This window comes from Amycolatopsis sp. lyj-108 (assembly GCF_046549005.1).
In the GTDB taxonomy this organism is placed as follows: domain Bacteria; phylum Actinomycetota; class Actinomycetes; order Mycobacteriales; family Pseudonocardiaceae; genus Amycolatopsis.
Genome location: NZ_JAJPWQ010000013.1, coordinates 285,196 through 301,787, shown reverse-complemented (window position 1 = coordinate 301,787; position 16,592 = coordinate 285,196). Strand labels below are relative to the sequence as shown.

General features: G+C 69.3%; 12 protein-coding genes and 1 pseudogene. 10 read left to right on the top strand and 3 right to left on the bottom strand.

Annotated elements, in window-relative coordinates; all coding sequences use genetic code 11:
* The first annotated feature begins 108 nt into the window (after nucleotides 1-108).
* Nucleotides 109-540, top strand: coding sequence for a histone-like nucleoid-structuring protein Lsr2 (locus ACLJO0_RS37030; RefSeq protein ID WP_410583956.1), 432 nt, complete (start codon nucleotides 109-111; stop codon nucleotides 538-540).
* 674 nt (nucleotides 541-1,214) lie between these two features.
* Here the strand turns inward: ACLJO0_RS37030 and ACLJO0_RS37025 are convergent.
* Nucleotides 1,215-1,451 carry a hypothetical protein gene (locus tag ACLJO0_RS37025; RefSeq protein WP_410583954.1) on the bottom strand — a complete coding sequence of 79 codons (237 nt, stop codon included), beginning with the start codon at nucleotides 1,449-1,451 and terminating at the stop codon, nucleotides 1,215-1,217.
* A 912-nt stretch (nucleotides 1,452-2,363) separates the two neighbouring features.
* Here ACLJO0_RS37025 and ACLJO0_RS37020 point away from each other — a divergent pair.
* The 7 genes and pseudogenes from ACLJO0_RS37020 (at nucleotide 2,364) to ACLJO0_RS36990 (ending at nucleotide 12,130) form a co-directional block, all read left to right on the top strand.
* Complete coding sequence (locus tag ACLJO0_RS37020; protein WP_410583952.1) at nucleotides 2,364-6,629, top strand: BTAD domain-containing putative transcriptional regulator; 4,266 nt, start codon at nucleotides 2,364-2,366, stop codon at nucleotides 6,627-6,629.
* 670 nt (nucleotides 6,630-7,299) lie between these two features.
* A complete protein-coding gene (locus ACLJO0_RS37015; RefSeq protein WP_410583950.1) occupies nucleotides 7,300-7,557 on the top strand; it encodes a hypothetical protein in 258 nt (85 codons plus the stop codon).
* Nucleotides 7,558-7,710: 153 nt separating this feature from the next.
* Nucleotides 7,711-8,112 (top strand): annotated as a pseudogene (locus ACLJO0_RS37010) (HNH endonuclease); the annotation flags it as partial.
* Between the two features lie 153 nt (nucleotides 8,113-8,265).
* Entirely contained in the window at nucleotides 8,266-9,459 is a 1,194-nt protein-coding gene (locus ACLJO0_RS37005; protein ID WP_410583948.1) for a tyrosine-type recombinase/integrase, read from the top strand.
* On the top strand, nucleotides 9,456-9,791 hold the full coding sequence (locus ACLJO0_RS37000) for a helix-turn-helix domain-containing protein (protein ID WP_410583946.1): 336 nt from the start codon (nucleotides 9,456-9,458) through the stop codon (nucleotides 9,789-9,791). The genes ACLJO0_RS37005 and ACLJO0_RS37000 overlap by 4 nt, the downstream gene beginning before the upstream one ends.
* A gap of 23 nt (nucleotides 9,792-9,814) precedes the next feature.
* Complete coding sequence (locus tag ACLJO0_RS36995; RefSeq protein WP_410583944.1) at nucleotides 9,815-11,332, top strand: hypothetical protein; 1,518 nt, start codon at nucleotides 9,815-9,817, stop codon at nucleotides 11,330-11,332.
* Between the two features lie 36 nt (nucleotides 11,333-11,368).
* Nucleotides 11,369-12,130 (top strand): hypothetical protein, encoded by a 762-nt coding sequence (locus tag ACLJO0_RS36990; protein ID WP_410583942.1) that lies wholly within the window; start codon nucleotides 11,369-11,371, stop codon nucleotides 12,128-12,130.
* Here ACLJO0_RS36990 and ACLJO0_RS36985 read toward each other — a convergent pair.
* Complete coding sequence (locus ACLJO0_RS36985) at nucleotides 12,097-12,363, bottom strand: hypothetical protein (RefSeq protein WP_410583940.1); 267 nt, start codon at nucleotides 12,361-12,363, stop codon at nucleotides 12,097-12,099. The genes ACLJO0_RS36990 and ACLJO0_RS36985 overlap by 34 nt on opposite strands.
* A 97-nt stretch (nucleotides 12,364-12,460) precedes the next feature.
* On the opposite strand from ACLJO0_RS36985, the gene ACLJO0_RS36980 reads away from it, so the two are divergent.
* Nucleotides 12,461-12,880, top strand: coding sequence for a hypothetical protein (locus ACLJO0_RS36980; protein WP_410583938.1), 420 nt, complete (start codon nucleotides 12,461-12,463; stop codon nucleotides 12,878-12,880).
* A gap of 51 nt (nucleotides 12,881-12,931) precedes the next feature.
* Here ACLJO0_RS36980 and ACLJO0_RS36975 read toward each other — a convergent pair whose 3' ends face one another.
* Nucleotides 12,932-13,324: a hypothetical protein gene (locus ACLJO0_RS36975; protein WP_410583936.1), complete on the bottom strand. Its 393-nt coding sequence runs from the start codon at nucleotides 13,322-13,324 to the stop codon at nucleotides 12,932-12,934.
* Nucleotides 13,325-13,436: 112 nt separating this feature from the next.
* Here ACLJO0_RS36975 and ACLJO0_RS36970 point away from each other — a divergent pair, with 112 nt between their 5' ends.
* Nucleotides 13,437-16,583, top strand: a complete 3,147-nt coding sequence (locus ACLJO0_RS36970) for a Tn3 family transposase (protein WP_410583934.1) — start codon at nucleotides 13,437-13,439, stop codon at nucleotides 16,581-16,583.
* Nucleotides 16,584-16,592 lie beyond the last annotated feature (9 nt).

Here is a 16,592-nt window from a genome sequence, read left to right as displayed (position 1 = left end):
GTGTGACAACGATGTGTCCTGCCGTCAGGCTGGTGGGGTATGCGGTTAAACTCCGGGGAGTTCGGTGACGCGTAGGGGCGTTGCTCGATGCGGTGAAAGGCAGTGTGGATGGCTCAGAAAGTCAGTGTCGAGATTATCGATGACCTCGACGGCGGTGCGGCGACGCAGACGGTGCCCTTCGGGCTCGACGGTGTGCAGTACGAGATCGACCTCTCCGGCGAAAACGCTCAGGCACTGCGTGATGAGCTGGAGCGCTACGTCGCAGCGGGTACCCGCACGGGCGGGCGCAAGCTGCGGGTCGCGGCCGGCCAATCCACGGGCGGACACAGCCGCGCCACGACGCCCACAGATCGTGAGCGTAACCAGCAGGTCCGGGCGTGGGCGTCAGTGAACGGCTACGCGATCGCCGACCGCGGGCGTATCCCGAACGAAATCTACGAAGCGTTCGACAACGCCGGACCGGCCGAAGACGTGGAGCCGGAACCAGTAGAGGAGGCACCGGCGAAGCCGGTCCGCAAGCGTGCGCCGCGGAAGAAGTAGACGGACAGCTAACAGCGTCCTCTGGCGGTACGGACTCGACTCCTGCGGGATCCTTTAGCGCCGCCGGGATCGCTGGTGCAGAAGGAAATCCTGGCGCCGACGGCGCAGGCAATGTTGCTTCACTGGAGCCTCGTGTGGTGGTCGACCATCACTCCGGTGCAACGGGCGGAATCGACCTGATTTGCGCGCCGATCATTTGTCTGCGGTGTCGGTGCGGGGTCGCCACGCCACCTCGCACCGACACTTCCGTCACCGCAACCTGCGGGAAGCGGTCACCGCGTCAGCGCACTTGGGCGTTGGGTTCAAGGAAGCTCCATCCGAGGCCGCACTTCACGGTGGCGTTGCCGGGATCTCCCTGTCGCGCCCAGCCGCTGTAGAAGTTCTCATAGTCATAGCTGCCGGTAGGGGTCTGGTACTTGCAGCGGGCTACTGCCCGATACTGCGTGCCAGAAGCAGATGAGTAACAGTAGGCCTTCGTCCCGTTTCCCTCCTGTGATGCAGTGCAATAGCGGGGAGCTGCGGTCGCCGGTGACACTATGGCGATGGACAGTCCGACACTTGTCAGTGTCGCGGCAAGCATGATCTTCATGGTTCGAGATTTCATCGAAGCCCCCGTGTCAGTAGTGCCCCAGTGTCCGAACAGGTGGATGCGGACTCACCTGGAGTGTTACATGTCATTGCCACATGTCACAACCCTTGATGGGGAGGAGGACGTACTCGGCGGCGAGGAGGTCGTCGTCGCCCCGCATGCCCTCTCGATAGCGGAGACGGGAGCATTTGCGACGGCCTGGTGCTGCATGAGGTCTCAGTGAAGGCAGCTGCTCGCGCAGTTCGTCGGGATGGTGCTCGGCGAAGAGCTGCAGCGCCCGGAGCACACTCGCGGCCCACTTGGGCGACTTGCATGCGGCCACGGCGAAATGGCCACCCCGTATGTCCTCGTCCACAATGTGTGCCCAGGCTCTACGGCGGTGACGGCCGCCGCCACGTTCATCTGGCCGGGAATCTCGCGGACAAGGAGCATTCACAGCACACCTTCGCGTGTTACCCGCAGATAGCGATGAAGATCCGACTGCGGTCCCGAATCCTTCACGTCAGCCAATCTTCCATCTCGCACCGACGAACAGCCATATCGGTCAGTGGCGCCGGACCGTCGAACGGCTGCTGGCCGTGCTGAACAAATAGGCGCGCTCGTCCTCGAACTGGAGAAGGCTTCGGCAGCCGAAGGGTGAGCACGGTCAGCAGCTGCCGCGCGGTCGCTGGTCGGGGTGGTATCGGATCCCCTACTGGTGTTATGTCGGCCGTTACTGGCGCAGTGCACATATTCGAACGTGCAATATTCACCGGGTTTACTGGAGCGGGAATTCCGAGTTGCCCGAAACCGCCGGCGCCTGACCCTGCCCGTGCCGCGGTGGCGGGCGGGTGGAGCTCGCCACCGGCTCGCGTCGGGATGGCGACCAGGAGACCTTGTGGTATCAGGTCGTGCTGGGCCGGTGGCCGGAGTTGCAGTTGACCGCGTCGGCGTGCCCGTCGACCAGCGGCGCGGACAGAACGCTGCCGAATTCGGCCGCGTCGGCGGCGCGGATGCAGGGCCGTCGCCGATGTCGTACTGATCGTGGTCTAGGACGTGCGAGCAGGTGGTTACCGCAGTGTCCTGGTCGACGTAGGCGTGGCCGCAGCGTCAGGGGGAGCATGGTGACCAGCGGGTCCAGACCGGGAAGCATCGGCGAGCCGACGTCGCTACGTCAACCCGGTGGTCACTGCAAGTGCCTACATTTGTGCGTTCCGTGACCTTTCGTCTAGGCTGCGTGCGGGGGAGGGACTTGATGGATTTCCGTGTGCTCGGGCCCGTGCAGCTGTGGTCGGGCGAACGCGAGGTGGATCTGGGGGCGAGCAAGCAACGCTGTGTGCTCGCGGTGCTGCTGCTTGATCCGGGACGATCGCAGCCGGTCGAGTCCCTGATCGACAGGGTGTGGGGCGAGGACCCGCCCGCGCAGGTGCGCAGCGCGCTGTACAGCTATATCAGCCGGATCCGGGGCGCGCTGCGGACTGTGGGCGCGGAGGTGGAGCTGCGCCAGAAGTCCGGCGGCTACCAGCTGATTGTGCCCGCCGACCGGGTGGACCTGCACCGGTTCGTGGAGATCACGCGGCGGGCGCGAGCGGCCGAGGACACCGACGAACGGGTCGGGCTGCTGCGCGAAGCCGTTGACCTGTGGGGCGGCGTCCCACTGCAGGACCTGTCCGGCCGGTGGCCGGAAGAGGTCAGGCAACGCCTGCTGCGGCAACGGGTCCGCGTGTGCGCCGAATGGGGCCGGGACATGATCGGCCTTGGCAGGCACGCGGAGGCGGGTGACGTTTTGGAGCACGAGCTGGCCGAGAGCCCGCTCGCCGAACCGCTCGCGGGCCAGCTAATGATCTGCCTGCAGGCGCAGGGACGGCAGGCCGAAGCGCTTGTCCGCTACGCCACCCTACGGGAGCGCCTCGCCGACGAGCTCGGCGTTGAACCGGGGCCCGCGCTCCAGGAGCTCCACCTCCGGATCCTGCGCACCGAACGGCTTGGCGGCGCCCCGGTACCCGGACAGCCGTGGCCGAAGCCGCCCGTCGAACCGCCCCCGTCCCTGCCTCCCGCCGGGCGGCCCGCTCCGCGACCGGCCGCCGGCGACCTTGGCGATCGGCCGCCCTACCGCGGCTTGGAAACCTTCCAGCAGGACGACGCAGCCTGGTTTTTCGGGCGGCGGGCGATGGTCGACGAGCTCCTTGAGAGCCTCGCGCACCAACGGTTCCTTGCCGTGTTCGGACCGTCGGGCAGCGGCAAGTCCTCGCTGCTGCGGGCTGGGCTGATCGCCTGCGTCGGCACCGGTGCCGCCCCCGGCTTCGACGGCTGGTCCCCGGTCCTGCTCACCCCTGGTGAACATCCGCTGAAAGCGCTCGCGGTGCGACTCGCCGCGTGGGTGGACGGCTCCGCCATGGCACTGCACCGCGACCTCGCCAGCGACCCGTCCGCGCTCGGCACGCTGGTGCGCCGGGCCGCTGACGGCGACGCGGCGGGCATCCTGCTCGTGGTTGACCAGTTCGAGGAGCTGTTCACGCTGTGCGGCGAGGAGTACGAGCGCGCACAGTTCGTCGAAGCGCTGCTTTCGGTGGTGGACAACGTTTCCGTACCTGCCAGGCTGGTGCTCGGGGTGCGCGCGGACTTCTACGCGGCGTGCGCGGACTTCCCGGCGCTGGTGGCGCTGTTGCGGGACCAGCAGTTGCTCGTCGGGCCGATGGCGGAGCAGGACCTGCGGGCGGTGATCGTCGAACCGGCGGTGCGGGCGGGACTCGCCGTGGAACCCGCGCTTGCCGACACCGTGCTCGCCGACGTACTTGGCCAGCCTGCGGCGTTGCCGCTGGTTTCCCATGCCATGCTGGAAACCTGGCGGCGCTGCGAAGGCGGGCTGCTCACCGTCGGCCACTATCAGCGGACCGGTGGCGTGCGCGGCGCGGTCGCGCAGACCGCCGAGGACGTGTACGCCTCGTTTGGCCCCGCCCGCCGCCGGACCGTGCGCGAGGTGTTCCTTCGGTTGACCGTGCCCGGCGAGGGTCCCGAGGACACCCGGCGTCGGGCCCGGCGCTCGGAACTGCTCGATCGCGATGACGCCGACGAGGTGTCTTCGGTGCTCGCCGAACTTGCCGCGGCGCGCCTGATCACCCTCGACGAGGAGACCGTCACCGTCGCGCACGAATGCCTGATCCGCGGCTGGCCGAGGCTGCGCGATTGGATCGACGACGACCGCGCGAGCTTGCGGGCGCACCGCAGGCTGACCGAGTCGGCGCTGGAATGGGAGGCCCACGAGCGCGACGAAAGCCTGCTCTACCGGGGACCACGCCTTGCCTACTGGCAGGAACGGGATACTGGGTCGCTCAACGACCTCGAACGGGCCTTCCGTGACGCGAGCGTCCGCGCGCAGGAACGGGAACGGCGGGCGAGGCGAAAGCGTGTCCGTATCGCGTTCGCCGGGTTGAGTGCCGCCGTGGTGGTGCTGCTGGTGCTAGCCACGATCGCGCTGGTTAAGTCCGACGAGGCTGAGCAACGGCGGAACCAGGCGCTCGCGGGCAGCCTGGTCGCCGGCTCGCGAGAGCAGTTGCCGCTGGACCCGGAGCTTTCGCTGCTGCTGGCACGGCGGGCTTACGGCATTCAGCCGGGACCGCAGGCCGAGGCCGCGCTCGCACAGGCGCTGTGCAAGTCCCGGATCAGGGGCACGTTGACCGGCCACGACGGCACTGTCACCACGGTGGACTTCGCCGCTGACGGCAGGCTGGTCAGCGGTGGTGCCGACGGCACGGTGCGGGTGTGGCCTTCCGGTGAACCGGCGCCGGGCACAGTGCTGGCCCGCGAACTGGGCAGGGTCCGGTCGGTGTCGGTCAGCCCCGACGGCACACGGGTGGTCGCCACCGGTGGCGACGGCGTCGTGCGAGTGTTGCGAATGGACAACCAAGCCGAACCGGTTCTGTTGCGAGGCAACGAGAACGGTGTCAGCGACACCGTATTCAGCCTGGACGGGCGGCAGGTGCTCAGCATCGGCGAGGACGGCGCGGTGCGCATCTGGCCCGTCGATGGCGGCGAGCCTGCCATCTTCCCGGGACCGCGCGGTGGCCTGATCGCCGCCGCGGTCAGCCCGGACCGCCACCGGTTCGCCGGGTCCGCAGCGGACGGTTCTGCTTGGGTCTGGGAGCAGGGCGGTCCATTCCGGACGGCGCAGGCGGCGGGCCAGAGCCCGGTCGAGACGCTCACGTTCCGGCCGGACGGACAGGCGGTCGCGGGTGGCAGGGCCGATGGGCGTGATCACGTCTGGCGGGTGGCGGACGGCACGCGGATCGCCGAGTTCTACCGCAACCGGGACCGGGTGCTCGCGGTCGCGTACAGCGCCGACGGGCAGTACCTGCTCAGCGGCGGCCAGGACCGCACCACACACGTGCTGCGTGCCGACGGCCGCACCGACTTCATCACGTTGCGCGGCCAGGGCGGCCCGATCAGGGACGTCGCGTTCACCCCCGACGACCGGCTGGCAGTCACCGCGGGCGACGACGGCACGATCCGGCTGTGGGAACCAATGCCGCGGCCGGAACTGAACGTGCAGGAAGGTCGCGTCGACCGGAGCAACAGCAGCGTCACCGACACCGCGTTCAGCCCCGATGGCAAGCTTGTCGCCAGCTCCGGCCTCGACGGCACGGTGCTGGTGCACACCGCGGACGGCGCCGGTGCCCCGGTGCTGCTGCGGGGCCACCAGGGACCGGTCGAAGGGGTCGCGTTCAGCCCCGACGGCAAGTACGTGGCGGGCGCCGGACGCGACGGCGCGGTGCTGGTGTGGCATGCAGGCGGCGGCTTGGTCCGTACGTTCATCGGGAGCCAGGGAGCGGTGTGGGCGGTGGCCTTCAGCCACGACGGGAAGCTCCTGCTCGGCGCGGGTGCGGACGGCACTGTGCGGCGATGGCCGCTCGACGGTGGACCGCCGTCGATGCTGACGGCAGGCACCGCCGCCGTTCGTGACATCGCGACCAGCGGCGACGGCAGCACCGCGCTCGCCGTCGAAGACGGCACCGTGCAGGTATGGCCGGCCGCAGAACCGGACCGCCCGCATGTTCTGCGCGGGATGGACGGCATGCGGACAGTGGCGATCACCGCCGACGGCGGGCACGTTGCGGGTGCGGGCAACGACGGCACCGTGCGCGTATGGCGAATCGCCGACGGCACGCAGGTCGCCGAGCTCAGCGGGCACTACGGGCTGGTGTACGGCGTGGCGTTCAGCCCGGACGGCAGGTACCTCGCCAGCGTAGGCAACGACAAGCACCTGCGGCTGTGGAACTGGGCGTCCTGGCGCGACCCGATCCTGTTCGACGACTACAACTCCCCGCTGCAGAGCGTCGCACTCGGGGCGGACGGGCTCGTCGCGGTCGGCAGAGGCCCCGGCCACAACACCGTCGACGTGTGGCGGTGCGACGTCTGCCTTCCCCCGAAGCGGATGCCAGAGCTGGCCGCGCGCGCCGACCAGCGCGCGAACCGGGAACTGCGCAACACCGAACGGCAGCGCTACCTCGACGAACCCGGCTGAGCCGAAACACGCGAGTACGGCCCGCCCTCCTCCGTGCCGACCGGACTCGCGCCCCCCCAGCTCAGTCGCACGCGGTTGCCACCAGCGGCAGCACGCCCGCAGCCCCTGCCCAGCTCCGCAGCACGTCGATCGGTGTCGCCGCCGGTTGATCACGGTCGCCTTGATCGGCGCATGGTTGCCCGCCGCATTGGCGCAGTCCAGCGGCAGCAGGTCCATGTTCGCCCGCTCGACGGCCAGTTACGGAAGTGACCCGGCCAGCACGGCCTTGCCGATCCCGGGGTCGAGTTCGGCCATCGGTGCGACGGTGGTCGCAGTGTGCGACGGGTCCTGCCTCGCGGTGCTGGTCGACTGGGAACTCCACGCGCCGGGTCGGTCCGGAAGGGCGCGACGACGTGGTCGCGCCAGCCCCGGACCCTCGCCAGCACCGCGTGCCGCTGCCCGTTCCCGCGCCACGAACCACGAGCACCGCCACCGCGACCACCGCCAGCGACCGTCGTGCGAACACCATGAGCTGCCCCTCCGTCTCCGGCGGACGGCAGCGTCGGGAAACCGCCTTGCACGAACCTTGCAGGCCGTCGCCGCAGGTCGGTCAAGGTCTCCGCAAGGAAGCGGGAGCACAGTCGAAGACACCTGGCAGACCACAAGACACCTGCCGGGAAAAGGAGGAGAAATGAGCAAGATACGAGACCTGGCCCTTGTGCTGGGCACCGCGGCGGCCATCGCCGTAACGGGCACCGCCGGGGTAGCGACCGCACAACCGTCCGACCAAACCGCGGCAGGCACGAAATGGCGCTGGTACGGCGAATACAACACCAAGGCCGGGTGTGAACACACCGGCAAGACACTGGTCGCCCAGCGCAAGGCACTGAACTACCGGTGCTACTGGGAACCGTTCGAATGGGACCTGGACATCCTGGTTTGGGCCTAGCCGAGACAGCGCGAGGCGCCAGAACGAGGAGTTCCGGCACCGACGTCTGATCAGATTCAGCCGCCGAGGGGCTTTCCTCGCGTGTGAAGCGAGGAAAGCCCCATTCAATGTGTCTGTCCGGAGCGGGCCTTGGAGTCGCGTGGGGGCCGCGCTATGCGTGACAACGGTGGTGGAAGGTCGCCAGTGGCCGAGGCGCGGAAGCGTCTCGGCAAGTTACCGGTCGCGGTGCGGGGAGTTCTGGATGGCTATGACCGGGCCAGGAAGTTCCCGCATTGGAAAACCGTGTCCGGCAGGTGCGATGTTCGTGAGGAGCTGCTGAAGCGTGACGGTACGAATGTCAAGGTCAACGCGGAATGTGCCCCGGTGTCCGGGTCCTGGCGCAGCCCCTACGACGGCGAGACGTGGACGAAAGCGTCCGACGTGGACGTGGACCACGTCGTACCGCTGGCGCACGCGTGGGTCAGCGGCGCGAAGTCGTGGGACCAGGCCACGCGTGAGCGGTTCGCCAACGACCTGACCCGGCCGCAGCTGCGCCTGGTGACCGACAACCTCAACCTACTGGAGTACGCGCGGGTTCGTTGAGCTCCTGGTGGGCTGCCGTTGGCCTTGTTCGCAGGTCAGGGCAGGTCCGCGAAGAGCGAATCAGACCCACGCGATTCGGCGAGTCACTACACGATTTCGCTAGTAACTGATGTAATTTGCCAGATCGTGACGGATTCAGATACTCGCGTGCTGTCGCTCGTGGGACCGGCGGCGCCGGAGTCGGCGACCGCCGGGGCGCCCGCGGTGGCGGCCGAGCCGGGTCTGGCCGACGTGGTGACGTTGCAGCGCAAGCGGGCAGCGACGGCGACGGCCGACGAGGAAGAGGACTTCTTCGTCGACACGGTCGCGGAGTATCAGTGGGCGAGGGACGCGGCCGGGCTGGCGCAGGGGACGCTGGATCAGCTGGTCCAGCCGGTGCTGGAGTTGCGTGATCATTTCGGCGTGGCCGCCTGGCGGCTGACGCCGAGGCAGGTTGACCAGTACTTCGCCGGGCCGGGCAAGCGGGCCAGCAGCACGATGCGCTCGAAGTCGAACAAGATCGACCACTACTTCGCGTTCCTGGAGCAGCGCTACGCAGGGGAGCTGCTGCGCCGGTTCGGCGTCGTGGTGGAGTCGCCGATCGACGAGTTCAACCGGCCGATTCACCGGGGAGATTTCGGACTTCGGGTGCCGCCTTCACAGCGGGCGACGCGGGAGTTTTTCGCGCGGTGGCGGGGATCGTTGGCGACCGCGCGAAAACCGGTGATCGCCCGGCGGGACTACGTGATGGGCAAGCTCGCCTACATCTCCGGGGTTCGGGCGGCCGAGCTCTGCGGGGTGAAGCTCGGGGACGTGCACTGGGATTCGGGGCAGTGGGGCCGGTTCCTGGTCAACGGCAAGGGAGCCCGGGGTTCCGGGCCGCGGCAGCGGATGGCCTACCTGTTCGAGGAAGGCCGGGAGTTGTTGTGGTGGTACGTCGAGGAGGTCCGCGGCGAGTTCGTGGGCGATCCAGACGACATGACGGCGCCGCTGTTTCCCTCGGAGCGGATCCCGAAGGCGGTCGCCGCGCTGAACGTCGAGCATCCCGGGATCGCGGTGATGCCGTCGACGTTCCGGCGGGCGCTGCGGGCGGCGGGCCGGGAGCATCTGACCGGCCCGGTCACCGAGATCTATCCGCACCTGCTCAGACATGCCTGCGCCACGCACAACTACGAGCGCGGGATGGGCCTTTGGGAAGTGCAGAAATTGCTTGGTCATGACCGGCCGAGCACGACGGTCACCTACCTGGCGACCGCGGCCGCCGACCCGGAGAAGGCCAGCCTGGCCGCGTCGGGCCGGGCGGTTCAGCGGCTGCTGGTCGATCAAGGGAGTTTGCGATGAAGTGGAACCTGCGCATGGTGTCCGCGCAGCGTGACATCTGGCGGCCCACCGAGCTGCTGGCCGCGTTCAAGAAAGTCGGCTTCGAGCCGTCGCTGTCCAAGGTCGCCCAGCTCTGGGGTCGGAAGCCGATCAGCCTGCGGCTGGACGAGCTCGACAAGATCTGCGCGGCCCTGGATTGCACGGTTGCCGATCTGCTGCAGGCCGAGCCGCTGCCCATGGCCGGAACCGAGAGCGAGCTGAAGGCGGTCGGCGATTCCCGCTCGGACGGCTCGGCGCGGCCATCGCCGCGCTCTGGCCGCGCCGGCGGCCGGAACTCGCTGCCGCCGAACTGAGCACCGGGATCGGTTGATCGTTCATGCCCCGAGTCCACTTCGGAGAGTGCCGTGGCTGTCATGGCTGGGGACGGCTCCGAGCCCGGGGCTACTGCCCGCCTTGCTACGAATGGAAAGAGGACGTCGCCGGGCCCCGGCGGCGATGTCGGCGTTGCAGCCACAAAGGACAGCTCAACCGCAACCGGCTATGCCGCCTCTGCCTGATCACGATCCGCACCACGGACAAGACCTGGCTCGCTGATCCCCGCCTGCACCGGCCGACGCAGCTCTATCTGCTGCTGGCCGGGGTCACGCTGCCGAACGCCCGCCCGGTGAATCGGGGCTCGTCGGCGTCCGCGCTGCTGCCGCCCCGCATCCCGGCCTGGGTCACGGCCGCGCTCGAGTCGCCGGCCACCGGGGATGACGGTGACCTTTGCCCGCCACTGCCGCCGGGACAGCTGACGCTGATGCGGCTTCCTCGCGTGTTCACCGCGACGCTGGCCAGCCGGATCACCGACCGCGCGGTGGCGGGATCTCCCGAAGCCGAGCAGGCCGCGCGCGGCCTTGTCGACGAGCTGAAGCGCACCCGGCAATGGCAGACGTTGCTCCTGCGGATGCTGGGTCTCGCCCTGGCGGCCGCGGCGGCTGAGGGACTGGCGCGTGTCCCGCAGGAGTGGCTGGCCACCGCGCCGATGAGCGGCTCGGTCACCGAGGTTCTGCGCCGCGCGGGCCTGCTCGAACCCGCCGAGGAGGCCATCCCAGCCCCGGCCGTCCGTTCCCCGCGGCCGCGCTCCTGCGTCGAGTGCGAATCGTGGGGCGTCGAGACGGTCTGCGGGGCTTGCGGTTGGTGGCGGCGCACCCGCGGCCTCGGGGACTGCGGCCGCTGCGGACGTCGTGAGCTGCACGTCGGCGTCCTGAATTTCGACACCGGAGACCAGTTCTGCCGCGCCTGCACGGTGATCCTGCGCGACGACGGCCCGGACGCGCCCGAGGACGGGTCGGTCCAGCTCACCTTCGGCGGCGCGTTCGCGCCGCGCCTGAACAGGCGGGCAGGGCAACTCGGCTACACGCCGGTGAAATGGAAGGCCCGGAAGCTGCGCAGGGACCGGCGCGCCGCCCCGCCGCCGACGTCGCCGCACCTGGTGGACCCGCGGCAGCTGGAGCTGGTCACGCTGACCCGGAACTGGTCGGTCGTCGCCGACAAGGCCAACCGATTCTCCCTCACCCCGGCCGCGCAACGGGTCGTCGATGAGATTGCCTTGCAGGGCAACGAACACGGCTGGCACGAGGACACGATGAACCCCATCCTGCGCACGCTGCGGATCCTGCTCGGATGGCTCGGCGCGGAAGCGCCCATCCGGGAAGAAGACGTCCTGGCCCTGCGATCGCGGCGCCTCCGCACGACCGGTTCGCGCGTCGTCGCGCTGCTCGCGGAACGGAACCTGCTCATCCCCTCACAGAACCGCGCCATCAGCGCCCACCAACGCTGGGTCGAGGCCCGCATCAACGAGCTACCCGACGGCATCGCCGACGAGCTGCGCTGCTGGGGACGGGTGATGTGAGGCGCCGGCCGCCGACGTCGACGGCCCAGGACCTGGGTGGTCATCCAGAACTATCTGTCAAGCGCGCTGCCCATCCTGACCCGCTGGGCCGCCGAGCACGACAGCCTCCGCGAGATCACCGACGCCGACGTCCGCACGGCGCTGAAGAGGGTTTCCGGCTCGGCCGCGCACACCCGGCGCACCGCGCTGCGCAGCATTTTCAGGGCACTCAAACAGGAACGGATCGTGTTCCGTGATCCCACCAGGGCCATCAGCCTCACCGCGGTGGACAACCTGCCGACCCCGCTGCGCGAGGAACAACTGCGCGGGCTCATCGACCGGGCCGATTCGACCCTGGCCCGGCTCGCCGTCGCGCTCGTCGCCGTTCATGCCCTCACCAACCTGGAACTGCGCGGGATCCTGCTCAGCGACGTCGACACCGCCGGCGGCAGACTCACCATCCGCCGTCGGGACCGCACGCACACGATCTTCCTCGACGAACTCTGCCTGGAGCTGCTGCTGGCCTGGCTGGCCGAACGCCAGCGCCGCTGGCCGACCGGCACCAACACGCACCTGCTGACCACCACGCACGCCGTCTTCGCGCACGGCGACCCGACCATCGCCATGGCCACCCTCACCAAGATCTTCCAGCGCGTCGGCGTTCAGGCGCAGCATCTGCGTTTCGACCGGATCCTGGACGAGGCCGCCACCACCGCCGACCCGATCCAGCTCATGCGGATCTTCGGCGTTTCCTCGGGAACCGCGATGCGCTACCTGCGCGCGGCTCACCCCGAGCGCGGCGCCGTCCCGCCTCGCTGATCCACCGGTTCTTCCGGACGCGCCTTCGGAGGGCGGCCGCGGGGCTTCACCGGCGGCCAGTGCTCGTCCAGCTGCGTGAGGAACGTGTCGGGATCGGCGTTGAAGGCGGTCAGACACGCCACGACGAAGCCCCGGACCTCGCGCCCGCGCTCCTCCAGCAGCCGCTTCGCCTGCTCGGTGACGTCGGCCGGCGGGCGGACGTTGAGTTGCGGATCCGCGTGCTGGCTCGACATGCCGCGAATCCTCGCATGGTGGCTAGCCACTTGCAATCACATGCGCTAGCTTAGTGGCTAGCCACTTAGTGAGACATCGACCAGAAGGTGAGGCCCGATGGCCACCAGGAACACCGTCCGGCGAATCGGCGCCGGAGTCCTCGCGGCCGCCGCGCTCGCGACGAGCTCGGCCTGCGACGCGGGGCGAGCCAGCACGGCACCCCGCGCCGGCGCCACCTCCGCGACCACGCCGCCGACCGCGGGCATGCCCAGTGGGACACCGACGGCGTCGGAGGCTCTCCGACTGCTCGGCACCCTCCGGATCGCGCCGGAGGACACCGGCGTCCACTACAAACGCAAGGACTGGAAGCACTGGATCGGGCAGCCCGGAACGGGGAAAGGCTGCGACACCCGCGAGCGGATCCTGATCGAGCAGGGCCGGAACATCGCCCCGGACGGAAGCCGCCGACCGGTCGAGCGCGATCCGGAGTCCTGCGAACCCTTCGCCGGGCGGGGCAACACCTGGCACAGCTTCTAGGGGCCCGCCGGGATACGCGAGAAACCTGCCAAGTAGGCGCGTAAGGCCTGGTCAGGCGTCGCCGCGGTGATGGAAGGTTCGGGCTCGTTCGTTGTGCCAGGTGATTCCGGCGTGGATCTGCTCCACGGTGAGGCCGGTCAGCTCGGTCAGGAGCGCGTCGTCGATGCGTTTGCCGGGGTTGGCGTTGACCGCGCGCAGGACCTGGCCGGCCCACAGCTCGGCGTCGATGAACGGGCGCTGATGGTATTGCTCGGTGATCGCTCGCAGGTGTTTCGGGGTGCAGGCGCTGACCAGGCGTTTCCCGTCGAGGCGCGGGTCGTGGGCGTGGATGGCTGAGGAGTCGGGCACGAAGGCGTACAGCTCGGTCTCGTCGCTGATGACCGTGCCGCAGTAGTCGCAGAGTTCGGGCGCGCCCTGTTCGGGCGTGCCGTCGTGGTCGCCCACGGGTTCCGGTGTACGCCGTGCCGGTCTGGGGCACCAGCCCCCGCACGGTGTGGGTGCGGCGGGTGTTGGCTAGGGTGCGCTGCGTTACGTCGTTGGTGTTCTGGGGTGCTGGGTGGCGTCGATCGACCGGACCGCGTATCCGCGGTTCAAGCGGGTGGTGTCGGTTCGCGAGCTGGCGGAGGCGTTCACGCCGGTCGCCGACGAGGTGGAGTGGGCTCGGGGGCGGAGCCAGGGCGAGTCGAACTTTCTGGCGCTGGTGGTGCTGCTCAAGTGCTACCAGCGGCTGGGATATTTCCCGAAGCTGGCGGATGTGCCGGTGGTGGTGATCGATCACGTCCGGGCCGCGCTGAGGCTGGCCGCGGATGTCGCGGCGGTGCACGAGTCGGACCGGACGTTGTGGCGCCACCGCGATTACGTGCGCTCGAGGATGGGCGTGGTCTACCAGCCCTCGGCGGCGCGGGCGGTGGCCGAGGACGCGATCCGTGCGGCGGTGACGACGAAGGACAATCCGGCCGATCTGATCAACGTCGCGTTGGAGGAGCTGGTCCGGGCGCGGTGTGAGCTGCCGGGGTTCACCACGCTGGACAAGATGGTCTCGGCGATCCGCTCCGAGACGAACACCGCGTTGTTCGCGATGGTCGCGGCCCGTCTCGACGCGGCGGACCGGCGCAGGCTGGCGCGGCTGCTGTGGCTGGACCCGACCTCGCGGCGCAGCGAGTTCGACCGGCTCAAGACGCCGGCGAAGGCGGCGTCGCTGGGCAAGTTCAAGCTGCGCCTGGCCCACCTGCAGGCGCTTGACGAACTCGGCGCGACCGAGCGGTGTCTCGAGGGCATCCCGGCGGCGAAGATCGCGCACTTCGCCGGGGAGGCGCGGGTGACCGACGTCGGCGACCTGCGCGACATCGGCGAGGCGAAGCGGTGGACGTTGCTGGCGAGCCTGATCCACGAGTGCCGCACCACCGTGCGGGACGAGGTCGCGACGATGTTCTGCAAGCGGATGGCGGTGATCCACAAGAAGGGCAAAGAGCGCCTGGCCGAGCTGCACGAGTCCCACCGCGCCGAGTCCGAGCGGCTGCTGGATGTGTTCGGCGACGTCCTGGCCGGTGCCCGGGAAGCCACCTCATCGGCCGAGAGCGGCACCGGCCCGGGAGAACCGGCGGCGGTGGTGGCCGAGCGGGCCGGGCGGTTGCTGCTGAAGACGCTGGCCGCCGCGGGCGGGGTGGAGCGGCTGTCGGCGGCGCACGAGGTGGTGTCGGCGCACCACGGCAACAACTACTTGCCGCTGCTGGAGAGGTTCTACAAGAGCCACCGCTCGGCGCTGTTCACCCTGCTCGACACCCTCGTCGTGGAGCCGACCAGCGCGGATCACAGCGTGGCCGACGCGGTGGAGTTCCTGCGCGCGATCCGGGGCCGCACCGGCGAGTACGTGCCGGAGAAGGTGACCGTCGGCCGCGGGGAAGACGCGGTGACGGTGGCGATCGACATCGACTTCGTCACCGAGGCGTGGCGCAAGATCCTGGTGGTGCGCGACCGGCCGGGCAGGTTGGTGCGCCGCCACCTGGAGGTGTGCGTGTTCTCCTACCTCGCCTCCGAACTGCGTTCCGGGGACATCGCCGTGGTCGGCGCCGACTCCTTCGCGAACCTGCACGCACAGCTGATGTCCTGGGACGAGTGCCTGCCGCTGGCCGGGAAGTTCTGCGGCCAGGCCGGGATCCCCTCGGACCCCCAGGCCCTGACCGCGCACTACCGGGCCGCCTTGGGCGACATCGCCGCGGTGGTGGACGCCGGGTTCCCGCACAACACCGACCTGTCCTTCGAGGACGGCCGCCCGGTCCTGCGCCGCCGCAAAGGCGTCGACCGGCGCCCGTCCGCGCTCGCGCTGGAGGACGCGATCCACCAGCGGCTCCCCGAACGCGGGCTGCTGGACATCCTGGCCCGCACCGCGCATCTGCTCGGGTGGACACGGCACTTCGGGCCGGCGTCGGGGTCGGATCCGAAGATCCGCGACGCGATGGCCCGCTACGTGCTGACCGTGTTCGCCAACGGCACCCTGCTGGGCCCGGCGCAGGTCGCCCGGCACATGCGCGACCAGGTCTCCGCCCATGAGCTGTCGATCGCGGCGAACAAGCACACCACCTGCGCCAAGATCGACGCCGCCTCGACCGACGTGATCAACGAGTTCGCGAAGCTCGACGTGGCCGGGATGTGGGGCGACGGGCGGGTGGTCGCCGCGGACGGCACGCAGGTCGACACCTGGGAGAACAACATCCTCGCCGAGTCCCACATCCGCTACGGCGGCTACGGCGGGATCGCCTACCGGCACATCTCCGACACCTACATCGCCCTGTTCTCCCACTTCATCCCGTGCGGGGTGTGGGAGGCCGTCTACATCATCGAAGGGTTGCTGCGCAACGACTCCGACATCCAGCCCGACACCATCCACGCCGACACCCAGGGCCAGTCGCTGCCGGTGTTCGGGCTCGCGGCGCTGCTCGGGTTCGATCTTCTGCCGAGGATCCGCAACTGGGCGGACCTGAACTTCTACCGGCCCAGCGCGGACACCGGGTTCGAGCACATCGACTCGCTGTTCGGCGACAACGTGATCGACTGGGGCCTGATCGAGACGCACTGGACGGACCTGCTGCGCACCGCGATCTCGATCAGCGAGGGCCGCCTGTCGTCGGTGACGCTGCTGCGCCGCCTGGGCAACAACTCGCGGAAGAACCGGCTGTACCGGGCGTTCCGTGAGCTGGGCCGGGTCATCAGGACGATCACACTGCTGCGGTTCCTCGCCGATGCGCAGCTGCGGGAGCAGATCACCGCGATCACCAACAAGGCCGAGGCGTTCCACGGGTTCTCCGCGTGGCTGCGCTTCGGCGGCGAGGCGATTGGCCGCAACGACCCGGACTACCAGGAGAAGATCATCAAGTTCAACGAGCTCCTCGCGAACTGCGTGATCTACTCCAACGCCTGCGACATCACCGCCGCCGCGAACGCCCTGGCCGGTGACGGGCACCCGATCGACACCGACGACTTGGCCACGATCTCCCCGTACATCACCCACACCATCCGCCGCTTCGGCGACTGGGTGCTCGACCTGTCTCCGCCGGCCGCGGTCCCGGTCACCACCCTCGATTTGGTGCCAGGCGCTCTGTTCCCCGGCGACATCACCGCAGTCACGCCGCCAGCCGGTACGCCACGTCGGACACGGACGCGTACCGCCTCCGCAACTACGACCGGTACGGAACCACCCTCATGATCAGCGACG

Bases quoted from the DNA above. Each gene is read 5' to 3' on its own strand.
- ACLJO0_RS36985 (WP_410583940.1), bottom strand. From the start codon at position 12,363: ATGTCGAGCCAGCACGCGGATCCGCAACTCAACGTCCGCCCGCCGGCC.
- ACLJO0_RS37000 (WP_410583946.1), top strand. From the start codon at position 9,456: ATGAAGTGGAACCTGCGCATGGTGTCCGCGCAGCGTGACATCTGGCGG.
- ACLJO0_RS37015 (WP_410583950.1), top strand. From the start codon at position 7,300: ATGAGCAAGATACGAGACCTGGCCCTTGTGCTGGGCACCGCGGCGGCC.
- ACLJO0_RS37020 (WP_410583952.1), top strand. From the start codon at position 2,364: ATGGATTTCCGTGTGCTCGGGCCCGTGCAGCTGTGGTCGGGCGAACGC.
- ACLJO0_RS36980 (WP_410583938.1), top strand. From the start codon at position 12,461: ATGGCCACCAGGAACACCGTCCGGCGAATCGGCGCCGGAGTCCTCGCG.
- ACLJO0_RS36995 (WP_410583944.1), top strand. From the start codon at position 9,815: ATGCCCCGAGTCCACTTCGGAGAGTGCCGTGGCTGTCATGGCTGGGGA.
- ACLJO0_RS37030 (WP_410583956.1), top strand. From the start codon at position 109: ATGGCTCAGAAAGTCAGTGTCGAGATTATCGATGACCTCGACGGCGGT.